Below are 21,299 nucleotides of genomic sequence, written 5' to 3'. Positions count from 1 at the left end.
CAGCCACACCACCATGGTGAACGGCCTCGCGGTTCTGGGCTGGGGCGTGGGCGGTATCGAGGCGGAAGCCGCGATGCTGGGCCAGCCCATCTCGATGCTGATCCCCGAAGTGGTCGGCTTCAAGCTCAAGGGCAAGCTCAAGGAAGGCACCACCGCCACCGACCTCGTGCTGACCGTGACCCAGATGCTCAGGAAGCACGGCGTGGTCGGCAAGTTCGTCGAATTCTACGGCCCGGGTCTCGACCAGCTCTCGCTCGCCGACCGCGCCACGATCGCCAACATGGCGCCGGAATATGGTGCCACCTGCGGCTTCTTCCCGATCGACGCCGAGACCATCAACTTCCTGAAGTCGACCGGCCGCAAGCCCGGCCGCGTCGCCCTGGTCGAGGAATACGCCAAGGCCAACGGCCTGTGGCGCACTTCCCGCTCCAAGGACCCGGTGTTCTCGTCGACCCTCGAACTCGACATCTCGTCGGTCGAGCCTTCGCTGGCCGGCCCGCGCCGTCCGCAAGATCGCGTCGCCCTCTCGGGCGTGGCCGAGAACTTCATGTCCGAATTGGTCAAGCCGAAGCCCGGCTTCGACAAGGCGGGCAAGGAGAGCCAGCCGGTCAAGGTGAAGAGCGGCAAATACGAGGTCGACCACGGCCATGTGACCATCGCCGCCATCACCTCCTGCACCAACACCTCGAACCCGAGCGTGATGCTGGGCGCCGGCCTGCTGGCGCAGAAGGCCGTGGCCTTGGGTCTCAAGGTGAAGCCCTGGGTGAAGACCTCGCTGGCGCCGGGCTCCAAGGTGGTGACCGACTATCTGGCCAAGGCCGGCGTCGACAAGGCGCTCGACAAGCTCGGCTTTAACCTGGTCGGTTACGGCTGCACCACCTGCATCGGCAACTCCGGCCCGCTGCCGGAGGAAGTCGCCGAGGCCGTCACCAAGGGCGACCTGGTCGCCGGTGCCGTGATCTCCGGCAACCGCAACTTCGAAGGCCGCGTCAATCCGCTGGTGAAGGCGAACTATCTCGGCTCGCCCATGCTGGTGGTCGCCTATGCCATCGCCGGCTCGCTGAAGATCGACCTGACCAAGGATCCGATCGGCATGGGCAAGGGCGGCAAGCCGGTCTACCTGAAGGACATCTGGCCGTCCAACCAGGAGATCACCGACACCGTCCGCAAGTGCGTGACCGCGGCCCAGTTCCGCGCCCAGTACAAGGACGTGTTCGGCGGCGACAGCAACTGGAAGAAGGTCAAGACCACCGAGTCCCAGACCTACGACTGGAACAACAAGTCGACCTATATCCAGAACCCGCCCTATTTCGACAAGATGCCGGCGGCCCCCAAGGCCGTCTCGGAAGTGGTCGGCGCCCGCATCCTGGCGATCTTCGCCGACTCGATCACGACCGACCACATCTCGCCGGCCGGCAACATCAAGAAGGACAGCCCGGCCGGTAAGTATCTGGTCAAGAACAAGGTCGACGTGGCCGACTTCAACCAGTACGGCGCCCGTCGCGGCAACCACGAAGTCATGATGCGCGGCACCTTCGCCAACATCCGCATCAAGAACGAACTGGTGCCCGGCACCGAAGGCGGCGTGACCAAATATTTCGGCAAGCCGGGCGAGACCGTCGCCGATCCGAAGCCCGAAGCCATCTACGACGCCTCGATGAAGTATCAGAAGGCCGGCGTGCCGCTGATCGTCGTCGCCGGCAAGGAATATGGCACCGGCTCGTCGCGCGACTGGGCGGCGAAGGGCACCAACCTGCTGGGCGTCAAGGCCGTGATCGCCGAGAGCTTCGAGCGCATCCACCGCTCGAACCTGGTCGGCATGGGCGTGCTGCCGCTCGTCTTCAAGGACGGTGCGGATCGCAAGTCGATCGGCTTCGAAGGCACCGACGTGATCGATCTCGTCGGTTTCGCCGACAAGCTGACCCCGCGCATGGACGTGACCTGCCGCATCACCAAGGCCGACGGCACGGTGAAGGAGATCCCGCTCCTGCTCCGCATCGACACGGTGGACGAGGTCGACTACTTCAAGAACGGCGGCATCCTGCAGTATGTGCTGCGCGGCCTGCTCGCCGCCTGATCCGCGGATCAGCGAACCAAGAAGGCCGGGGTGGCGACGCCCCGGCCTTTTTCTTTGGGATTACTTGAGCCCGGCGTCGCGCCCGGGCAGGGCGCCGATCGCCGACCAGTCGAGCCCGTCGCCGCCCTGGGCGAGCAGGGCGAGGAAACGGTCGCGCACCAGATTGGCCAGCGGCAGGGGCACGCGCAGCTCCTCCGCCGCCGCCAGCACCAGGCGGGTGTCCTTGAGGCCCAGCGGGGCCGGGAAGCCCGGCGGCTGAAACACGCCGTCGACGATCAGCTTGCCGTAATTGCGATAGACCGGGGCGCCGAACAGGGTCGAGGTCAGGAAGTCGAGATAGGCGGCGGGATCGATGCCGCCCTTGCCGACCAGGGCGAGGGCCTCGCCCAGCGCCTCGATCACCGTGGTGATCAGGAAATTGCCCGAGAGCTTGATCAGGTTGGCCGCCTCGGGCCGCTCGGTCAGGCGGAAGACCTGGCGCCCCATGGCCTCCAACAGGGGCATGGCACGATCGACCGCCGTCGCCGCACCGCCCGTGACGATGAAGAGCTGGCCCGCCGCCGCCACATCCGGCCGGCCGAACACCGGGGCCGCGACATAGGCCTGGCCGGCGGCCGCGTGCGCCGTGTCGAGCCGGGCCGAAAGCGCCACCGAAACTGTGCTGGCCGAAACATGAAGCGCGCCCGGGGCGAGTTGCGCGACGAGGCCGCCCGGCCCGTCGGTGACCGCTTCGAGGGCGGCATCGTCGGCCAGCATGGTGACCACCGCCTCGCCCCGGCAGGCCTCGGCCACCGTTGCCGCGACCACGGCGCCCTTTTCGGCAAGGGGGGCGCATTTCTCGGGCGAGCGGTTGTAGACGGTGACCGCATGGCCGGCGGCGAGCAGATTGGCGGCCATGCCGGCCCCCATGCGGCCGAGGCCGATGAACCCGATCTTCATGGTGATGGACCCCGCGGAAGGATGCGCTGCCGGTCATTCTAGAGCCCGGCCGGCACCGGCGGGCCACCCTCTTTTCGCCTCCCGATGGCTGCTATGCGCATGACCGGCGGGTGAGACAAAGGTGTCCTTGCTTGTGCGCCGCACCTGTCCCCAGACTGTCATGAACAGCAGGGGAGTTCGTCATGCTCAAGGATGCGCGCGGCAACGACGTCACCACCGACAACCCTGTGGCCGTGGCGGCCATCAACAAGATGGTGGACCAGTGGCTGGGCTACGGCCAGGCCGCCAGCGCCGTCTTCGAGGGCGTGGCGGCCGATCCGCGCTGCGTGATGGCACTGACCCTCGGCGCCGTGCTCAACCTCTGCCTCGAGTCGGCAGCCGGGGTCAGGGCGGCGCTGCCGCTCCTGCAGAAGGCCCGGCTCTATGTGAACAAGGCGAGCCGGCGGGAACAGCTCTGGCTGCTCGCTGTCGAGGCCTGGGCCAAGGGCGATACCGACCTTGCTGTCCGCCTGCATCTCGACATCGCCGAGGGCTGGCCGCGCGATCTCGCCTCGGTGAAGCTCTGCCAGTATCACCAGTTTAACCAGGGCGACGCCGCCGGCATGTTGGCGGTGATCGACGCCGTGCTGCCGGCGCACCGCGACGATCCCCATGCCCATGGTATGCGCGCCTTCGCGCTGGAGGAATGCGGCCGCCTGCGCGACGCCGAAATGGCTGGGCGCTATGCCGTCGAACTGCGTCGGCGCGAACCCTGGGCCCATCACGCCGTCGCTCACGTCATGGCGGCCGAAGGGCGGCTGGACGAGGGCATCGACTGGCTGGAATCCCATGCCGAGACCTGGGAGGACTGCAATTCCTTCATGCTCACCCATAATTGGTGGCACTTGGCGCTGATGTATCTCGACCGCGACGACGCGGCCGGCGCGCTCGACCTCTACGACCAGCGGGTTTGGGGCGTGTGGAAGGATTATTCGCAGGACCAGGTCAATGCCGCCTCGCTGCTCTGGCGCCTCGACCTCCGGGGCGTGCCGGTCGGCAACCGCTGGCGCGACGTCGCCCGCCATGTCGCCGCGCGCGAGGCCGATCACCTGGAGCCGCTGCTCGACCTCCATTATCTGATGGCGTTGCTGCGTGCCGGGATGGATGGCCAGGCCAACCGCCTGATCGCCGCGATCGAGGCCCAGGCGGCCAAGGCCCGGCGCCATCGCCGCGCCGCCTGGGCGGAGGTCGCCGCCGTCGCGGCCCACGCCCTGGCGGACCATGCCCATGGCCGTTTCGCCGAAGCGGCGGCGGCGCTGGAGCCGATCCTGCCCCGCTTGTCGCTGCTCGGCGGCAGCCATGCCCAGCGCGATCTCCTGGTGCAGACCTATGTCGATGCGGGATTGAAGAGTCGGCGGGCGGGCGATGCCCCGGCATCCGGCCTGGGCGCCCTGCTGCGGGAGCGGGCGCGCTCGCGGCCGACGGTGGCGCGCCATTTCCGCGACCTCGCCTGCCTGGCGCGGCTGGACGGCGCCATTCCCAGCGCCGTCGCGGCCGAACATCGGGCCGAAGCCCTGGCGCGGACCTACGCCGTCTGAACCGGCACCGGTAAAGCCCCGGGCGCCCGGGGGATCAGATGCGGTTCAGGCGCCCTGGGGCCGCGCCATCAGGGGCGCACGCGACGCCACGGCACGGGCATTGCGCGGGGAGGCCGGCAGGCTGCCGATCGCGCCGAGCAGCGCGTTCAGGACGACGAGAGCGGCGGTCAGGCCGATCATGAACAGGGGCCCCTGCCACAGGCCGAGGGCGGCACCCAGCACGGCCCAGGCGACCCGCGCCGCCACGGAATCGAACAGGGCAGCTTCGGCGCGCAGGGCGAAAAGACGCAGAACGGTCATGGCTTCACCAAGCTTACACAACGACTGCCCCCATTAGAGGGCGCCCCCCGCCGCCTCGACAATTGGCATTTTGTCGCAACGCACAATCGATTTTTGCAATGCGGGATAGGCGACTGGAAAAAGGCTGAACGAATCCTTCCCCATCTAGTCCGCAGCCAAAAATAGAACCGCGGGCTCGAAACAAGTATAGGGGTTATTCTCCGAGAGAATTCAGTGATACGGTGAACCTACGATGTGCCCATTCAAACATGAGGTGTGTTCGAGTCATGGTGCGTGGGTTTCTCCAACAATACAATCGTCCTTGCAATCGCTCGCTAAACTGCGATGGCATGGGTCTAGGAGGGGGTATCTGCATGAAAGTAGTCCGCCGCCTCCGAGCCGAAGCGAAAAAGGCGTTTATGGTGTAATGGATGTCAAAGCGTAGCATCACAGATCAGGAAATAGGGCTGATCAAGGCCATGCTTGCGCGTGGCATGAAGAACAAGGACATTCAATTCTTCTTCAATAGACCGGATCGCGCAGTGAATTCAGGTCGTATGTCTCAAATCCGCGATGGATCATACGGGCCGGAAGTCCCGCAGGCGACAGATGCGGAATTGAGTGCCTTCATTGCACTTCCTAAACCAGAGGGGCAGGTAGCTGCTATCGGCGTTCCAGTGGTCGCGTCGCCACAAAGGACTGAAAGCCCAAAAGGGCCTCTGGATCCAGGCGTCATCGCGGGACTATTTGCTGCGGACGCCAACGGGACATGGCGCCTGATATGTGGGGAAACAGAGCAGCATGAATGCAAAGCAAATTTTGGCCTTAAGCACTACTTGGAATGGATCCGTGTAGTTGCAGCTCTTGCGAACAACCGGGGTGGTTACATTTTTTTCGGCGTCCAGGATAGGGCTGGCTCGGCGGCCGCCGCGACAAACAAGATCTATACAGTCACTGGTCTGAGCACCGGTGACTTTGAGAGAACTGACCCGGCTGAATTCACGAGGTTGATCCGTTCTTATCTGGACCCAACACCAAAAGTACAGACCGCCGTCGCTGTTATAGGAACGAAGACCATCGGCGTTATGCATGTTGAGCAACATCCCGGTCGGCCAGTTATTGCGCGCACCGGAGATGGAAAGATAATAAAAGAAGGAGATATATTCTTTCGATATTCTGGAAGTTGCGAACGTATAAAATATAGTGATCTTCGTATTATTCTTGATGAGCGTGATGCTGCCGTTCGTTCGGATATGCTTCCGCTTATTACGCGGTTGCTCGCTCTCGGTCCCGCACGTGCGCTGATTGCGGATTTGGACAATGGGATTTTGGACGACGGCAAGCGCCCAATCGTCATCGATCCGACCTTGTTGAACCAGATCAAATTTATCCGAGAAGGCGAGTTCCATGAAAAATCTGGTGCGCCAACCTTAAAACTTATAGGAGAAGTTACAGCTAACAGTGATGCCGTCGCGACAAAAATCGTCCGCGCAAACGTGACGCCTGACGCTGTACTGCGGAACTTTCTCACTGGTGAAAAAGTCGCTCATCCGCTCGATTATTTGGTGCACTCGGCACACTCCAGTCGCGAGTGGCTACCTCTTTGGTTTTATGTCCGTCAGGCGGGGATTTCCGCTATGGACGCAATCGAACATTTGAATAAGGAAGGCGCGAGCCGGCCATCGCATCGCGATGGTGCAGTTGCGCGTCTTAGCGGAAAGCGAACCGCTTACAATGTCAACAATGGCAAGCCGAAGAAATTGGTCAAAGCATTTTGCGAAGGCAACATTGAGGAGCCGAAAGATGACTCAGACGCCAACAAGTTTGCGCTGGCGGTGCAGGGACTGCCGAATGGGCAGGGGAATTTGGATGAGTTCCGAATGCTACTCCTAAAGTGCTATGAGCGTGCTGTATCTCAAACGCCAGCCCACAAGAGTCTGCGTAGCGCCGTTTTTCGCGCAGCCTGCCGCCTTGACGAGCTTCAATGGAAGCCTAGGGAAGACGCATAGCAGGTACGTTTTAGCTAAGAGGGAGCTCGTTTTTCCCTTCGGGCCAGTCGCGGTCAGCGCGGCCGGCTTTGCTCCGGTATCCCCCTTGGTCGCTACCGTCGCCCCAAAACAAAAAAGGGCCAGCCCATGGGGCCGGCCCTTTCGCGTTTGTTCTGACGTCCCTTACGCCCCGGGGGCGGGTTCCGGGCGGATGCCGGGGTTGCCGCGGTCGTCGGCGGGTTTGCCGGTCGGGGGCACGGCGGAGCTGGTGCCGATGTCGGGCGAGGGCGGGTCGTTCGAGGGTTCGCGGTAGATGTGTTCGCCGCGCAGCAGGGCGCGGATCTCGTCGCCCGACAGGGTCTCGTATTCGAGCAGGCCCTTGGCCAGGGTCTCGAGGTCGCCGCGCTTGTCGGTCAGGATCTGGCGCGCGGTGGCGAGCGCATTGTCGACCAGCTTCTTCACTTCGGCGTCGATCTTGCGGGCCGTCTCTTCGGAGACGTTCTGGGTGCGCGAGACCGAATGGCCGAGGAAGACTTCTTCCTGGTTGTCGCCGTAAGCGACGGCGCCGAGCTCGTCCGACAGGCCCCAGCGGGTCACCATGTTGCGGGCGAGCTGGGTCGCATAGGCGATGTCGCTGGAGGCGCCGGAGGTCACCTTGTCGTAGCCGAACACCAGTTCCTCGGCGACGCGGCCGGCCATGGAGATGGCGAGGCGCGAGATCATGAATTCGCGCGTCACCGACAGCTTGTCCGATTCCGGGAGCTGCATGACCATGCCGAGGGCACGGCCGCGCGGGATGATGGTGGCCTTGTGGATCGGGTCGGACGAGGGCACGTTCATGCCGACGATGGCGTGGCCGCCCTCGTGATAGGCGGTCAGGCGCTTTTCCTCGTCGGACATGACCATGGAGCGCCGTTCGGTGCCCATCATGACCTTGTCCTTGGCGGCCTCGAATTCCGACATGGTGACGATGCGGCGGCCCTTGCGCGCGGCGAGAAGGGCGGCCTCGTTCACCAGGTTGGCGAGGTCGGCGCCGGAGAAGCCGGGGGTGCCGCGGGCGATCACCCGGGCGTCGACGTCGCTCGCCACCGGCACCTTGCGCATATGGACCTTGAGGATCTTCTCGCGGCCGGCGATGTCCGGGTTGGGCACCACGATCTGGCGGTCGAAGCGGCCGGGGCGCAGCAGGGCGGGGTCCAGCACGTCCGGCCGGTTGGTGGCGGCGACCAGGATCACGCCCTCGTTCGCCTCGAAACCGTCCATCTCGACCAGGAGCTGGTTCAGGGTCTGCTCGCGCTCGTCGTTGCCGCCGCCCAGGCCGGCACCGCGATGGCGGCCGACGGCGTCGATTTCGTCGATGAAGATGATGCAGGGGGCGTTCTTCTTCGCCTGTTCGAACATGTCGCGCACGCGGGACGCGCCGACGCCGACGAACATTTCGACGAAGTCCGAACCCGAAATGGTGAAGAAGGGCACATTGGCCTCGCCCGCGATGGCGCGCGCCAGCAGGGTCTTGCCGGTGCCCGGCGGGCCGACCAGCAGGGCGCCCTTGGGAATGCGGCCGCCCAGGCGCTGGAACTTCTGCGGGTCCTTCAGGAAGTCGACGATCTCCTCGAGTTCTTCCTTGGCCTCGTCGATGCCGGCGACGTCGTCGAAGGTGACGCGGCCGTGGCGCTCGGTCAGAAGGCGGGCCTTGGACTTGCCGAAGCCCATGGCCTTGCCGCCGCCCGACTGCATCTGGCGCATGAAGAAGATCCACACGCCGATCAGCAGCAGCATGGGGAACCAGGACACCAGAACGTCGATCAGGGTCGGGCCCGACTTGTCCTGCGGCACCGACTGGACGTTCACGCCCTTGTCGAGCAGGCGCTGGACGAGCTGCGGGTCGGTCGGCGCGTAGGTCGAGAATTCGCGGCCGTCGGAGAGGTGGCCGTAGACCGATTCGCCCTGGATCGTGGCGTCGGTGACCCGGCTCGCCTCGACCGCGGCAACGAACTCGGAATAGGGCATCGAGCCGCCCGTCCGATGACTGGACGAACCCTGGAACGCATTGAACAGCGCAAACAGCAGCAGCGCGATGACGACCCACAGGGCGAGATTACGTCCGGGCAAATTCACGGGCTTGACCTTTCCAGCCGGCCTCCGCCGGCATCACCTACTGTGCCGGCCTCCGCCGGCCTTATCTACTTTGCCGGCCGCCGCCGGCACGCCGCCCCGGAAGGCGGAATTTCAATGCTTGTCATAGATAGTGCCGCGCCCGTGGTAAACAACTCCTGTCAACCGCGGGCGGAGAAGATATCGGGGGCACAATAGCGCAGTCTCGCCGCCTGTGGAGCCCCGAATTCGAGGGCGGGGACGGCCAGGAGTTCACCATTCGAGAAGACCGCCGGGGTGACCAGCCGCTCGACCCGGCGGAGCGCCGGCAGGCCGGGCGCGCTTCTGTCGCCGAGGGCGGTCACGGTGATCGGGTGCGGTCCCGCCTCGACCGCGAAACGGTCGTCCCAGACGCCGCTGGCTCCGGCGTCGAGCTGTAATGGTGGACCGAGATGGCGCGCCTCGCGCAGCACCGTCACCCGCTCCCGCCCGGCCAGGAAGCGGCAGCCGCCCAGGGTCGCGCCGGCAAAGATCTCGTCCGTCGAGGCAAGCCGTTCGGCCAGCCGGTCCAGCCGCTCGCGCCGCGGCGGATAGGCGCCGCCGCCCACGGCCCGGATCAGGCGACCGAGCGCCCGTTCGACGAAAGGCGCAGGGGCTCCGGCCAATGCCCGGCGATCGATCGAGGCGACGCCCCAGGCATCCAGGGTGAAGGCCCGGCAGGCAATCTCGGCCGCCGCCGCCTCGATCGCGGCGCGGTCGCGTTGCAGGCGGGCGGCGGTCGCGGCGAGGCCGGCGGCGTCGAGCCCGAGGGTGGCGATCGCCCGGCGCACGGCGACCCGGGCGAAACGGGCGTCCTCGTTCATCGGATCGGCCACCGGGATCCAGCCGGCGGCCTCGACCAGGCCGGTCAGTTCGGCCCGCGAAAAATCGAGCAGGGGGCGCAGCAGGCGAAGGCCCGGCAGCGCACTGGCCGGTGCCATGGCGGCCAGCCCGTCCAGGCCGGAGCCGCGCTGGAGACGGAGCAGCAGGGTTTCCGCCTGGTCGTCCCGGCTGTGGCCGGTCAGCAGGGCGGTGACACCGGCGCGCCGGCACCAATCGCCCAGCAGGGCATAGCGGGCGGCGCGGGCCGCCGCTTCGAGCCCGCGCCGGGGCAGGGGCGCGGCGGGGCGGAGGACGGTATGGCCATGGCCGAGCCGGCGCGCCAGGGCCGCCACTCGTTCCGCTTCCGCCGCAGCTTCCGGCCGGAAGCCGTGGTCGACGGTCAGGATGTCGAGGGTTCGCCCGGGCGCCAAGCCGGACCAGGCATCGGCGAGCAGAAGCAGGGCGAGGCTGTCGGCTCCGCCCGATACCGCCAGCGCCAGCCGGGGCGGTGGCGCCAGGCGGTCGAGGGCGGTGGTGAAACGCGCGGTCGCCGCCGGCTCAGGGGCAGGCGGCCGCTTTGCGTTCGCGGTCGGCGCGGGACTTGATGGTGGCACTGGCATCGGCATAGCGGTTGGGCAGGTCGGACAGGACCTGGCAGCCCTTGTCCTTCTGGCCCATCTGGATGAGGCTCATGCCCAGCTTCAGGAAGCTGTCGGGGGCCTTGGCGCCCTGCGGGTAGGTCTTCACGCCGGACAGGAAGGTCTGGGCCGCGGTATCGTAGTTGCCGCGCACGTAATAGGTCTCGCCCAGCCAATATTGGGCATTGCCGGCGAGCTTGTCGGAGCCATAGCTGGCCAGGAAGGATTTCAGCGCGGCTTCCGCCTGGTCGTAGTCGCCCCGGCGCAACATGCCGAGGGCATTGTCATAGGCGGCCAGTGCCGCCGGCGACGAGGTGGCGGGCGAGGGGCCACCCGCGGGAGACGATGTGGGGCCGGGGGCCGGTGCGGGCGTCGGGGCCGGCGCGGGCGCTGGTGCAGCGCCTGCGGTGCCACCCTGGGCACCGCCGGTGTCACCGCCGCCGGCCTGGACGCCGGACTGCTGCTCCAGCCGGTTCAGGCGGAATTCGACGTCGTCCTGGAAACTCTTGAGCGCGGCCTTGTTCTGGTCGGCGGCATATTGCGCCTGCTCGATCTGGCCGGTCAGGGTGCGGATCTGCTCTTCGAGAGCGGAGAGGCGGAGGTCGAGCTGAGCCACGCCGGCCTGGTTGATGCCGCCCTGGGCCTGGGCCAGCTGGATCTCGGTCGCCGAGTCGGAGATTTCGGCGAGCTTGTCGCGGAGCGCGCCAAGGTCCGTCGCCGCCTGGGCGAAGGCCTGCCCGGCCGACCATCCGGCGGCGAGCAGCAGCCCGGCGGCAATCAGGCGAAGGGGGCGTCGGGCAGCGGACGGCATGACACGGGATCCTCGAATCGGGCGGGCCGCGGGTGCGGTATCGTCACAGGGTAGAATGCCCGGTCAGCTTGGCGAAAGCATGGCGCTCGGCCGGACAGAAGAACGCCCGCCCCGGAAGCTCCGGGACGGGCGTTTCAAGCGACCATCATGCCGCCTGGCGGCAAGTGGCAGCCGGCGTCAGTTGACGCGGCTGAAACCGCGACGGTTCTGGGCCCAGGCGGTCTCGTCCGAGCCGACCGCGAAGGGGCGGTCCTTGCCGTAGGAGATGACCTGGAGACGGTTGGCGTCGACGCCCAGCGAGATCAGATAGGCGCGGGCGGAATTCGCACGGCGCTCGCCGAGGGCGATGTTGTACTCGCGGGTGCCGCGTTCGTCGCAGTGGCCTTCGATCGTCAGGGTCACCGACGGATACTTGGCGAGCCAAGCGGCCTGGGCCTGCAGGGTCTTCTGACCTTCGGGCTTCAGGTTGTACTTGTCGAAGTCGAAGAAGACGCTGTCGCCGGCGGTGGCGGCGAGATCTTCCTGCGAGCCCGGGACGATCGACGAGGTCGATGCGCCGGTGGTGGCACCGCCGGTGCCCTCGGACGAGGACGAGCAGGCGGCCACGATGAACAGGGCGGCAACAAGGCTGGCGATCTTGTAGCCGGGATGAGTGAAGCGCATAGCGGTTGGACTCCTGAGGGTGCAGCGCTGTCGGTGCGCGCGGGGCGGCAGGGATGGTCGCTCGAACGCGAAACTAGCATTTCGCAGTTGCGAAATCCACTACCGCTCCTGGCGCGGAAGGACGCGGAGGTAGGGTTACCACTGGTCCTTGCCGCTCTCTAGTGCAAAGTCGCAACACTGTGCCATCTTTGTCAAAATTAAGGCCTGACGCCCGCCTCAGGGATTGAGTGGCGACCACGCCGGGTCGGAGCCGTCCAGCGGCGTCGGCATCAGGCGTTCGTTGGATGCGGTGATATCGACCGAATAGAGCTTCACCGTGCCCGAGGCGCCCGGAGACTGGCGGAAAAAGGCGATCACGCGGCCGTTCGGGGCCCAGGTCGGGCCCTCGTCCAGGAAGCTCTCGGAGAGGATCCGCTCGCCCGAACCGTCCGGCTTCATGACGCCGATGGCGAAACGGCCGCCCTTCATCTTGGTGAAGGCGATGTAATCGCCGCGGGGAGACCATACCGGCGTTGCATAACGGCCGTCGCCGAAAGAAATGCGCCGCTGGCCCGAACCGTCGGCATTCATGACATAGAGCTGCTGGCCGCCGCTCTGGTCCGAGTTATAGGTGATCTGGCTGCCGTCCGGCGAATAGGAGGGCGAGGTTTCGATCGCCGGGCCGGAGGTGAGCCGGGCGATCTTGCGGGTGCGCAGGTCGATCACGAAGATGTCGGTGTTACCGTCCTTCGCCATCGACATCACCACCTTGTTGCCGTCGGGCGAGAAGCGCGGTGCGAAGGTCATGCCCGGAAAATCGCCCAGCACTTCCTGCTGCCCCGAGTCGATGTTGAACAGATAGACCCGCGGCTTGTCGTTGAAATAGGACATATAGGTGATGGTCTGGTCGCGCGGGGAGAAGCGCGGCGTCATCACCAGGTCCTTGCCCGAGGTCAGGAAGCGGTGGTTGGCGCCGTCCTGATCCATGATCGCGAGGCGTTTCACGCGCCGGTTCTTCGGTCCCGATTCCGAGACATAGACGATGCGGGTGTCGAAATAGCCGTCCTCGCCGGTCATCTTCTTGTAGATCGTGTCGGCGATGATGTGGGCGACGCGGCGCCAATTGGCCGAATCGGCGGTGAAGGCCGTGCCGGTCAGCTGCTGCTCGGCCTGGACGTCCCACAGGCGGAATTCGTAAGAGGCTTTGCCGCCCTGCGGTACCACCCGGCCGGAAACCAGGGCGTCCGCCCCGGTGCTGCGCCAGGCCGGGAAGGCCGGCTGGGCCTGGATCTGGTCCGGCGTCTGGGGATAGGTGCCCGGTGCCGTCGGCCGGAACAGGCCCGAACGCTCGAGGTCGGCCGAGATCACCTGGGCCACCTGGGCGCCCATGTCGCCGCCCGCGAAGCTCGGCACCGCGATCGGGATCGGGGCCTGGGTGCCCTTGTCGACCGTGATCGCGGTCTGGGCGAAGGCACCGCCGCTCATCACGGCGAGCACGAGACCTGCACCGAGGGCCGCCACCCTCGAGGAAATGCGCGCGAAAGGCCCGGTCATCATTTTTTCCGTCACGGTTCGTCACCGAATCAGTTCAGCCGAAGCTAGGCCCGAAAAATGGCAAAGGCTTGTCCCCTCCGCCACCGATTGCGGCGGGATCGGGGACGATTGTGCCCGCCTGTGACCTTCAGGACTCGGCGATGGCGCGGTGGTGGCGGATCACTTCGCCGATGATGAAATTGAGGAATTTCTCGGCGAACTCGGGATCCAGCTTGGCCGAGACGGCGAGGCCGCGCAGGCGCTTGATCTGTTCCGCCTCGCGCGCCGGGTCGGCCGGGGGCAGTTTGTGGCGGGCCTTCAGGGCACCCACCGCCTGGGTGCATTTGAAACGTTCGGCCAGCATGTGGACCAGGGCGGCGTCGATATTGTCGATACTGTCGCGCAGGCGCTGCAATTCCGGCAGGGCCGCCGCCCACTCGGTCTCCTCGTCCGCCTCGCCCGTGCCGACCTCGGCCATCGAATCCTCCCGCGCTTCACTTCGGCCGCCAAGGCTGGCCGAAATGGCGGCCTACCGCAAGCATGGCCGGTCCCTGCGGCTTGCCCGCGAATCAGAACGCCGTTATCGTTCGTGCAAAGCGAGGGGCTGGAACAGTGACCAATCATTCTGCGGCGGCGCGGCCGGGGAACGCGAAACGCCCTGTGGCGGAGCGTGGCGTGACAAAGAACGGTGACGGAGCAGAGACGGCGGCGCGGCCGGGAAGGCGGCGCCTCGGCGTCGTGCTGAAGCCGGCGGCCCAGGCGCGCAGCCGGAACAAGCTCGAACGCCTGCTCGAAGTCGGGCAGGAAATGATCAACGAGGTCGGCTTCGACCGGATGAGGGTGGTCGACATCGCGGAACGCGCCGGCTGTTCGACCGGTGCCTTCTACCAGCGCTTCGCCGACAAGGAAGCCCTGCTCGAGGCGCTGGCCCAGCGTTTCGCCGAACGGGCCGGCGGCCTCCTCGACACGCTGCTGCTGCCCGAGCGCTTCGACGGCCAGCCCTTCGCCCTCGTCGTCCGCCGCATGGTGGTGGTCATGGTGCGCCTGACCAGTGCCCATGCCGTGCTGCTCCGCGAAGTGGTCCGGGCGGCGCTTCGCGACATGCTGGTGTGGACCCATTTCACCGACGTGCGCGACCATCTGATGGAAAAGCTCTTCGCCGTCGCGCGGCAGCATCCGGAAGTGGCCGATCGGGCCCAGGCGGGCGGGGCGATCGATCTCGCCATGCAGCTCATCTTCTCGGCCCTGATCAGCCGCTCGCTGGCCGATCAGCGGATCATGGGCATGTCCGACGACCAATTGGCCGACGAACTGGCAACCGTCATGATCCGCTACCTGGCGATTCCGGACGCGCCCTGGGACGCGGCGCAGTCGCCCGCGGTCGATTAAGCCTCGCCCTCCTTCTGGCGGTAGGCATAGGTCGCGTCGAAGCGGCTCAGCACATATTCCCCGGCGATCACCGGGGGATATTTGGCCGGCCGGTCCGGCCCGACGCAGGAGGGCAGGGCCTCGATCAGCGTGTCGTAATTGGTGCCCAGGAAGAAGGGCATCGAGTAGCGCGCCTTGCCCGAGAGGTTGAGCGCCCGGTGCCGGGTCGAGGCGAAGACGTCGTTGGTCCAGCGCGCCATCTGGTCGCCGATGTTGACCACGAAAGTGCCCGGGATCGGCGGTGCCGAGACCCATTCGCCCTTGCCGTTCTGGACCTGGAGCGCCTGGATGCCCGGCTGCTGGCCGAGGATGGTGAAGCATTCGTAGTCGGTATGGGCGCCGATGCCGATCTGGCGCTGGTCGATCTCGCCCTCCTGGCTCGGGTAGGAGAGGATGCGAAGGACCGCGGTCGGCTTGGTCACCATCGGCGCGAAATAGTCTTCCGGCAGGTCGAGGGCGAGGGCGAAGGCGCGGAACAGGCGGTCGCCCAAGGCCAGCATGGCGTCGAAATAGGCCTGCATCGCCTCGTGGAAGCCGGGCAGCCCCTCGGGCCAGAGGTTGGTGCCATAGAGCGCTTCGCGGCCCTTGCCGTAGGGGTCGTCCGCCGGCAGCTCGTTCGCCATGTCGAAGCCTTCGTGGAGGTCGCCCAGCGCCGTCTCGTCGGTATTCTCTTCGAGGAGAGGGGTATAGCCGCTGTTGTTCGACGACTTCTTCACATGGATCTTCATCTTCTCTTCGAGGGGTAGGCCGAAGAAGCGCGGGCACTGCGCGAAGATGCCGTCGATCACCGCCTGTGGCACCCCGTGGTTCTTGACGTAGAGGAAGCCGACGTTGACGCAGGCGTCGCGCAGCGCCTTGGCGGTCGCCTGCTTGGCCACCGGATCGTCGCCCGCCATCGGGGCGAGGTCGATCTGCGGGATCTCGGAGAAATCGCTCGTCTTGGCGGCCAGGCCCGCGGCCTTCAGTCGTGCTTCGGCAGTCACAGTCTTCTACCCCGGTTCGATGGTCGATGCGGGCGGGGCCGAGGCCCGTCGCCCGTATCCGTCGGCATGGCAGGCCAGCAAGCCCCGTGCCATCTCTTTGGCGGTCATATTGGCATCCAATTTTCACATTTTGGAATCTCTAAATTTCAGATGGGATAGCCATTCATGGGCGCGCCGGGGAAGGTCGGCGGGCGGCGCGGTTGGGGATAATCCTTGTTCACCATATGGTTGTCGGCATTCGACTGGTTCGATGATGAAAATTTGTGCCATTCTAAAATCAAAATGTTCTAATTTTAGGCAAGATCCGAGATTGGAATCCAATGCCCCTGCCGGTGGCAGCCGTGGCATGCTCTTTGCACCCAATCGGGACATCCTGTCGCAGGCAAAAGGGGTCGCCATGTCATTTCTCCGTCGCACCTTGCAGGGCGCCAGGGCGCTGGCCCTGACCGTCGGGCTCGGCGCCGTCGCCGTCGCCGGCAGCGCCGCCCTCGGCAACCAAGCCCATGCCTTCGAGCTGAAGGGCCCGCCCAAAATCGCCTTCATCTATGCCGCCTCGATCAAGGACGGCGGTTGGAACGAGGCGATCGACGCCTCCCGCAAGCAGGTCGAAAAGGACCTGGGCGTGAAGATCGCGACCTCCGAGAGCATCCCGGAAGAGGCCACGGCCTTCCGCGCCGCCGTCGATCTCTATGTGAAGCGCGGCTTCAACATCATCGTCGGCACCTCCTACGGCTATTCGGGCCCGATCGCCGAAGCGGCCAAGGCCTATCCCGACGTCGCCTTCCTGAACGCCTCGGGCACCACCAACGGCGCCAATCTCGAGAGCTTCTACGCCCGTACCTATCAGGCCTGGTATCTGGCCGGCATGGCGGCGGGTGCGGTCACCACCTCGGGCAAGATCGGCATCCTGGCCGGCTTCCCGGTCAGCGTCGTCAACTGGGACGTCGACGCCTTCATCCGCGGCGCCCGCGCCATGAAGCCGGACACCCAGGTGATCGCCGTCTATACCAACTCCTGGTGGGACCCGGTGAAGGAAGGCCAGACGGCGGAAGCCATGCTGGACCAGAACGCCGACGTGATCGCCACCAACCTGTCCGCCGCCTCGGCCCTCAACGCGGCCGAGAAGAAGGGCAAATATGCCATCGGCTACCAGATCGACATGACCTCCTATGCGCCCAAGGGGATCCTCACCTCGGTCGTCTTCAAGTGGGAGAATTATCTGACGCCGACCCTGAAGGCGATCATCGGCGGCACCTGGAAACCGGAAGAATACGGCGCCTTCGTGCCGCTCTCGACCCATACGGTCGACCTCGTGCCCTTCAGCGCCAATATCTCCGCCGAAGCCAAGGCCAAGATCGAGGCGGCCCGTGCCGCCATCGAGGCGGGCAAGCTCACCCCCTTCGACGGCCCGGTCACCAAGCAGGACGGCACCGTGGCGATCCCCGCCGGCCAGAGCATGACCGACGACCAGCTCTGGGCCCTCGACTATTTCGTCGAAGGCGCCATCGGCACCATGCCGCCGGCCCCGAAGGAGTGACGCGATGCTGAAGCCGGACGGAATGCCGATCGATTGCTCCTTTTCGGAGAACGATTGGCATGTCCTGGCCGGCTTCTGGTTCCCGGTCGGCTTCTCGTCCGAGGTGACGGGCAGCCGGCCGGTTCGCGGCCGCCTCCTGGATGTGCCGCTGGTGCTGTTCCGCACCGAGGCGGGGGTGAGCGTGGCCCCCGACTATTGCCCCCACCGCGGCACGAAGCTGAGCCTCGGCCGGATCGAGGGGCAGGAGATCGTCTGCAAATATCACGGCCTTTCCTTCGACGGCGCCGGGCGCTGTACCAGGATCCCGTCGGCTCCCGGCATGGCGGCGCCGGCCCGTCTGGACCTGACGACCTATCCCGCGGTCGAGCGTTACGGCCTGGTCTGGACCTGCCTGAAGGGGGAGGGGAAATTCCCCATCCCCGACTGGCCGGAGCTGACCGATCCCGCCTGGCAGCGGATCAAGATGGGCGCCACCTGGAAGATCGGCGCCGGCCGCCATACCGAGAATTTCTGCGACACGGCCCATTTCTCTTTCGCCCATGCCGGCACCTTCGGCTGGCCGGAGCGGCCCGATGTCGCCCCCTATGTCGTCGAGGCGCGGCCCCACGGCCTGCACTACCAGCTCCTGACGCCGCAGCAGGATGGCAGCCTCTTCCTCGGCAAGCCCAGTTACGCCGATCTCCTCTCGGAATATGACGTCTACCTGCCCTATACGACGCGGCTGATCCTGCATTTCCCGCGCGGCGACGAGCACATCTTCGACATCGTGGCGCCCGTCTCGGCCCGCGAGTCGCGCATCTTCATGCTGAAGGCGCGCGACCACGACCTCGACCAGCCGGTCGACGAATGGATCGCCTTCCAGGAAGCGGTGAACGAGGAGGACCGTGAGATGGTCGAATCCCAGGTGCCCTTCGACCTGCCCCTCGATCCGACGGCGGAGGGCCATCTGCCGGCCGACCGCTTCTCGATCGCCTATCGGAAGGCGCTGCGCGCCCTCGGCCTGAAAGGCGGGGCGAATTGAACACGGCGCATCGTGGCCGGCCGGCCCTGGAACTTTCCGGCATCGACAAATCCTTCGGCGACAAGAAGGTGCTCACCGCGGCCGCCTTCATGGTGCGCTGGGGCGAGGTCCACGCCCTCCTGGGTGAGAACGGCGCCGGCAAATCGACCATCATGAATGTCGCGACCGGCGTCTATGCCCCCGACGCCGGCTCGATCCTGGTCGACGAGCAGGATGTGGTGCTGCGCGGGCCGGCCGACGCCGCCACCGCGGGCATCGGCATGGTGCATCAGCACTACCGCCTGGTCGGCTGTTTCACCGTGGCCGAGAACATCCTGTTGGCCGCGGGCGGCACGGTCGCCGGCATCGCCAACCTGCGCCAGGCGGCGGAGGCGGTCGAAGCCAAGGGGCGGGAGGTCGGCCTGGCGGTCGATGCCGCCGCCCGGGTCGACGAGCTTTCGGTCGCGGAACGCCAGAGGGTCGAAATCCTCAAGGTCTTGCTGCTCGGCGCCCGCATCGTCGTCCTCGACGAGCCGACGGCGGTGCTGACCGACGCCGAGTCGCGCGCGCTGCTCGAATTCGTGCGTCGCCTGGCCGAGGGCGGCAAGGCGGTGGTGCTGATCACCCACAAGCTCCGCGAAGTGATCGAACATGCCGACCGCGTCACGGTGATGCGGGGCGGCGCCACCGTGCTCGCCGATGCCGATGCCAAGGGCCTCGATGCCGGCGAATTGGCCCGCCTCATGGTCGGCGAGCGGGTGGTGCCGCCACCGGCGCCGGCCCTGACGCTGGGCCGCGAACGGCTGCGTCTCGACGGCTTTTCGGTGCGCCGGCCGGACGGGGCGATCGGAGTCGCCGGCGTCGACCTGACGCTCCGCGCGGGCGAGATCCTGGGGATCGCCGGGGTCGGCGGCAACGGCCAGCAGCCGCTGGCGGACGGGCTGATCGGCCTCGTCCCCGCGGCGGCCGGGCAGCTCCTGATCGACGGCGTCGACCTGACCACGGCGCCGCCCGCGGCGCGGCGGCGGCAGGGGCTCCGCATCATCCCCTCCGATCGTTTCGCCAGTGGCCTGATCGGCGACCTTCCGATCGCCGAAAACCTGTGCCTGACCGATCTCGCGGCACCCGAGCTGAACCGCGGCTTCCTGCTCGACCGCGGCGCCATGCGGCGGCGCGCGGCGGCGGCGATCGAGCGTTTCGCCATCGCAGGGGCGGCCCCCGGCCGGCTCGCCCGGCTGCTCTCGGGCGGCAATGCCCAGAAGCTCATTCTGGCGCGCGAGATGGACGACGATCTCGCCGTCCTGATTGCCCATTCGCCGACCCGCGGGCTCGACGTGAAGGCCTGTCTCTTCGTGCACGAGGCGATCCGCGCCGCGGCGGCACGCGGGGCGGCCTGCCTGCTGATCAGTGAAGACCTCGAGGAAATCCTGGCCCTGTCGACGCGGATCGCCGTGATCTGCGCAGGCCAGATCGCCGGCGAAATGCCGGCGGACCAGGCGGACGCCGAACGGATCGGCATGTTGATGATGGGCCATGTTTGACCGGATCACCCTCGTTCGCCGCCAGGACGTGCCGCGCGCGGCGCGGATCGGCACCTTTATGGGCGGCCTCCTGTTCGGCGTCGCCCTTTCCTGCGCCTTGCTGGTGGCGGCCGGTGTGCCGCCGGAAGACCTCGCCGACGAACTCTTCACGCAAGTGTTTCTGTCGTCAGACGGACTCGCCCAGACCACGGCGGCGGCGGCCCCGCTGATCCTGGTCGGCCTCTGTTCCGCGCTGGCCACCAGGGTGCGCTTCTGGAACATCGGCATCGAAGGCCAGCTCTGGTTCGGCGCCATGGGGGCCATGGCGGTCGGCATCGGCGATGTCGGGCCGGGCTTCCTGCGCCTGCCCCTGATGCTCGCCTTCGCCGGTGTCGCCGGGGCCTTCTGGGTCGCCCTGCCGCTCTTTCTCAAGGTCCGCTATCAGGTGAGCGAGACGGTGCTCACCCTGCTGCTCGGCAATATCGCCTTCCTCTGCGTCCAGCACATGCTGTTCGGCGCCTGGAAGGACCCGGCGACCGGCTTCCCGGTCTCGCCCGCCCTCGATCCCCTGGAACGCCTGCCGCTGTTCGGCTGGGGCACGGTCGGGCTCGGCACCGTGCTCGCGGTCGTCATCGCCGCCGCCGCCTACTTGCTGATCGACCGCAGCCGCCTCGGCGTCTATGCCGCCGCGGTCGGGCTCAACCCAGTGACCGCCCGGGCGGCCGGCCTGCCGGTGACGGCGACGGTGGTCACCCTGGTGCTGCTCTCGGGCGCCCTGGCCGGGCTCGCCGGGGGCGTGCTGGTCGCCGGCACCGAATATCGGCTGACCCAGTTCATCGGCAATAATTACACCTTCTCAGGCATCGTCATCGCCTTCCTGGCGCGTACCCATCCGCTCGGCGTCGTCGTCGCCGCCTTCGGGGTCGGCGGCATGTTCACCGCGGGCAGTTCGCTCAAGGTCTTCTATTCGCTGTCCGACGCCGTCGTCGTGCTGATCCAGGGCATCGTGCTGTTGAGCCTGCTCTCGGCCCAGTTCTTCTCGACCTATCGGATCACGATCCAGCGGCGGAGTGCGGCGTGATGGATTTTATCGTCTCCTGGCTCGCCTCCACCCCCGGCTTCGCCACGCCGATCATGCTGGCCTGCATCGGCCTGATCATCTGCGAACGCTCCGGCGTGTTGAACCTCGGGGCCGAAGGGATGACGGCCTTCGGCGCCATGGCCGCGGTCGCCGTGACGCTGGAGAGCGGCAGCCCCTGGGCCGGCATTGCGACCGGCCTTTGCGCGGGCGCCTTGCTCGGCCTGCTGTTCGGGCTTGCCGTCGTGGTGCTGCGGGCGGACCAGATCCTGGCCGGGCTCGCCCTGGTCGCGGTCGGCGCCGGGCTGGCCGGA

The 21,299-nt window shown here is 66.6% G+C and carries 18 protein-coding genes and 1 pseudogene; 9 read left to right on the top strand and 10 right to left on the bottom strand.

Annotation, left to right across the window (positions count from 1 at the left end; all coding sequences use genetic code 11):
- Positions 1–2,077, top strand: a 2,077-nt coding sequence (acnA, locus tag WC493_RS15535) for an aconitate hydratase AcnA (protein WP_373066443.1), incomplete at its 5' end; no start/stop codon positions are given.
- 60 nt (positions 2,078–2,137) lie between these two features.
- Here the strand turns inward: acnA and WC493_RS15530 are convergent.
- Entirely contained in the window at positions 2,138–3,016 is an 879-nt protein-coding gene (locus tag WC493_RS15530; protein WP_373066442.1) for an NAD(P)-dependent oxidoreductase, read from the bottom strand.
- A 182-nt stretch (positions 3,017–3,198) separates the two neighbouring features.
- Between WC493_RS15530 and WC493_RS15525 the strand changes: the two genes are divergently transcribed.
- Positions 3,199–4,593, top strand: a complete 1,395-nt coding sequence (locus tag WC493_RS15525) for a tetratricopeptide repeat protein (RefSeq protein WP_373066441.1) — start codon at positions 3,199–3,201, stop codon at positions 4,591–4,593.
- A 45-nt stretch (positions 4,594–4,638) separates the two neighbouring features.
- Here the strand turns inward: WC493_RS15525 and WC493_RS15520 are convergent, their stop codons facing one another.
- Positions 4,639–4,893 (bottom strand): hypothetical protein, encoded by a 255-nt coding sequence (locus WC493_RS15520; RefSeq protein ID WP_373066440.1) that lies wholly within the window; start codon positions 4,891–4,893, stop codon positions 4,639–4,641.
- Between the two features lie 410 nt (positions 4,894–5,303).
- Between WC493_RS15520 and WC493_RS15515 the strand changes: the two genes are divergently transcribed.
- Complete coding sequence (locus tag WC493_RS15515) at positions 5,304–6,881, top strand: helix-turn-helix domain-containing protein (RefSeq protein ID WP_373066439.1); 1,578 nt, start codon at positions 5,304–5,306, stop codon at positions 6,879–6,881.
- Positions 6,882–7,043: 162 nt separating this feature from the next.
- Here WC493_RS15515 and ftsH read toward each other — a convergent pair whose 3' ends face one another.
- The 6 genes from ftsH to WC493_RS15485 form a co-directional block, all read right to left on the bottom strand.
- The gene (ftsH, locus tag WC493_RS15510; RefSeq protein ID WP_373066438.1) at positions 7,044–8,978 is read right to left on the bottom strand and encodes an ATP-dependent zinc metalloprotease FtsH; all 1,935 of its coding nucleotides are present in this window, start codon (positions 8,976–8,978) and stop codon (positions 7,044–7,046) included.
- A 158-nt stretch (positions 8,979–9,136) separates the two neighbouring features.
- Complete coding sequence (gene tilS, locus WC493_RS15505; RefSeq protein ID WP_373066437.1) at positions 9,137–10,435, bottom strand: tRNA lysidine(34) synthetase TilS; 1,299 nt, start codon at positions 10,433–10,435, stop codon at positions 9,137–9,139.
- Positions 10,374–11,264 (bottom strand): tol-pal system protein YbgF, encoded by an 891-nt coding sequence (ybgF, locus tag WC493_RS15500; protein WP_373066436.1) that lies wholly within the window; start codon positions 11,262–11,264, stop codon positions 10,374–10,376. The genes tilS and ybgF overlap by 62 nt, the downstream gene beginning before the upstream one ends.
- A gap of 177 nt (positions 11,265–11,441) precedes the next feature.
- Positions 11,442–11,927, bottom strand: coding sequence for a peptidoglycan-associated lipoprotein Pal (gene pal / locus WC493_RS15495; RefSeq protein ID WP_373066435.1), 486 nt, complete (start codon positions 11,925–11,927; stop codon positions 11,442–11,444).
- A 216-nt stretch (positions 11,928–12,143) separates the two neighbouring features.
- Positions 12,144–13,460, bottom strand: a complete 1,317-nt coding sequence (tolB, locus tag WC493_RS15490; RefSeq protein WP_373066434.1) for a Tol-Pal system beta propeller repeat protein TolB — start codon at positions 13,458–13,460, stop codon at positions 12,144–12,146.
- A 127-nt stretch (positions 13,461–13,587) separates the two neighbouring features.
- A complete protein-coding gene (locus WC493_RS15485) occupies positions 13,588–13,917 on the bottom strand; it encodes a chorismate mutase (protein WP_373066433.1) in 330 nt (109 codons plus the stop codon).
- A gap of 197 nt (positions 13,918–14,114) precedes the next feature.
- On the opposite strand from WC493_RS15485, the gene WC493_RS15480 reads away from it, so the two are divergent.
- Positions 14,115–14,828, top strand: a complete 714-nt coding sequence (locus WC493_RS15480) for a TetR/AcrR family transcriptional regulator (RefSeq protein WP_373066432.1) — start codon at positions 14,115–14,117, stop codon at positions 14,826–14,828.
- Here WC493_RS15480 and WC493_RS15475 read toward each other — a convergent pair.
- Together WC493_RS15475 and WC493_RS15470 are read right to left on the bottom strand one after the other, a co-directional pair.
- On the bottom strand, positions 14,825–15,850 hold the full coding sequence (locus tag WC493_RS15475; protein WP_373066431.1) for an isopenicillin N synthase family dioxygenase: 1,026 nt from the start codon (positions 15,848–15,850) through the stop codon (positions 14,825–14,827). The two genes, WC493_RS15480 and WC493_RS15475, sit on opposite strands and share 4 nt — an antisense overlap.
- Positions 15,851–15,973: 123 nt before the next feature.
- Entirely contained in the window at positions 15,974–16,249 is a 276-nt protein-coding gene (locus WC493_RS15470) for a hypothetical protein (protein ID WP_373066430.1), read from the bottom strand.
- Here WC493_RS15470 and WC493_RS15465 point away from each other — a divergent pair.
- The 5 genes and pseudogenes from WC493_RS15465 to WC493_RS15445 form a co-directional block, all read left to right on the top strand.
- A complete protein-coding gene (locus tag WC493_RS15465; RefSeq protein WP_373066429.1) occupies positions 16,248–17,387 on the top strand; it encodes a BMP family ABC transporter substrate-binding protein in 1,140 nt (379 codons plus the stop codon). The two genes, WC493_RS15470 and WC493_RS15465, sit on opposite strands and share 2 nt — an antisense overlap.
- A gap of 4 nt (positions 17,388–17,391) precedes the next feature.
- Positions 17,392–18,408 (top strand): Rieske 2Fe-2S domain-containing protein, encoded by a 1,017-nt coding sequence (locus tag WC493_RS15460; RefSeq protein WP_373066428.1) that lies wholly within the window; start codon positions 17,392–17,394, stop codon positions 18,406–18,408.
- Positions 18,405–19,928, top strand: coding sequence for an ABC transporter ATP-binding protein (locus WC493_RS15455; RefSeq protein WP_373066427.1), 1,524 nt, complete (start codon positions 18,405–18,407; stop codon positions 19,926–19,928). The genes WC493_RS15460 and WC493_RS15455 overlap by 4 nt, the downstream gene beginning before the upstream one ends.
- Positions 19,921–20,988 carry an ABC transporter permease gene (locus WC493_RS15450; RefSeq protein WP_373066426.1) on the top strand — a complete coding sequence of 356 codons (1,068 nt, stop codon included), beginning with the start codon at positions 19,921–19,923 and terminating at the stop codon, positions 20,986–20,988. The genes WC493_RS15455 and WC493_RS15450 overlap by 8 nt, the downstream gene beginning before the upstream one ends.
- A pseudogene (locus WC493_RS15445) lies at positions 20,988–21,299 on the top strand (ABC transporter permease); the annotation flags it as partial. The gene WC493_RS15450 and the pseudogene WC493_RS15445, both read left to right, overlap by 1 nt.

This window comes from Zavarzinia sp., assembly GCF_041650655.1.
In the GTDB taxonomy this organism is placed as follows: domain Bacteria; phylum Pseudomonadota; class Alphaproteobacteria; order Zavarziniales; family Zavarziniaceae; genus Zavarzinia.
This window is presented reverse-complemented; position numbering and strand designations above follow the sequence as displayed.

Bases quoted from the DNA above. Each gene is read 5' to 3' on its own strand.
- WC493_RS15530 (WP_373066442.1), bottom strand. From the start codon at position 3,016: ATGAAGATCGGGTTCATCGGCCTCGGCCGCATGGGGGCCGGCATGGCC.
- WC493_RS15525 (WP_373066441.1), top strand. From the start codon at position 3,199: ATGCTCAAGGATGCGCGCGGCAACGACGTCACCACCGACAACCCTGTG.
- WC493_RS15520 (WP_373066440.1), bottom strand. From the start codon at position 4,893: ATGACCGTTCTGCGTCTTTTCGCCCTGCGCGCCGAAGCTGCCCTGTTC.
- WC493_RS15515 (WP_373066439.1), top strand. From the start codon at position 5,304: ATGTCAAAGCGTAGCATCACAGATCAGGAAATAGGGCTGATCAAGGCC.
- tilS (WP_373066437.1), bottom strand. From the start codon at position 10,435: ATGCCAGTGCCACCATCAAGTCCCGCGCCGACCGCGAACGCAAAGCGG.
- ybgF (WP_373066436.1), bottom strand. From the start codon at position 11,264: ATGCCGTCCGCTGCCCGACGCCCCCTTCGCCTGATTGCCGCCGGGCTG.
- pal (WP_373066435.1), bottom strand. From the start codon at position 11,927: ATGCGCTTCACTCATCCCGGCTACAAGATCGCCAGCCTTGTTGCCGCC.
- tolB (WP_373066434.1), bottom strand. From the start codon at position 13,460: ATGACCGGGCCTTTCGCGCGCATTTCCTCGAGGGTGGCGGCCCTCGGT.
- WC493_RS15485 (WP_373066433.1), bottom strand. From the start codon at position 13,917: ATGGCCGAGGTCGGCACGGGCGAGGCGGACGAGGAGACCGAGTGGGCG.
- WC493_RS15465 (WP_373066429.1), top strand. From the start codon at position 16,248: ATGTCATTTCTCCGTCGCACCTTGCAGGGCGCCAGGGCGCTGGCCCTG.
- WC493_RS15470 (WP_373066430.1), bottom strand. From the start codon at position 16,249: ATGGCGACCCCTTTTGCCTGCGACAGGATGTCCCGATTGGGTGCAAAG.
- WC493_RS15460 (WP_373066428.1), top strand. From the start codon at position 17,392: ATGCTGAAGCCGGACGGAATGCCGATCGATTGCTCCTTTTCGGAGAAC.
- WC493_RS15450 (WP_373066426.1), top strand. From the start codon at position 19,921: ATGTTTGACCGGATCACCCTCGTTCGCCGCCAGGACGTGCCGCGCGCG.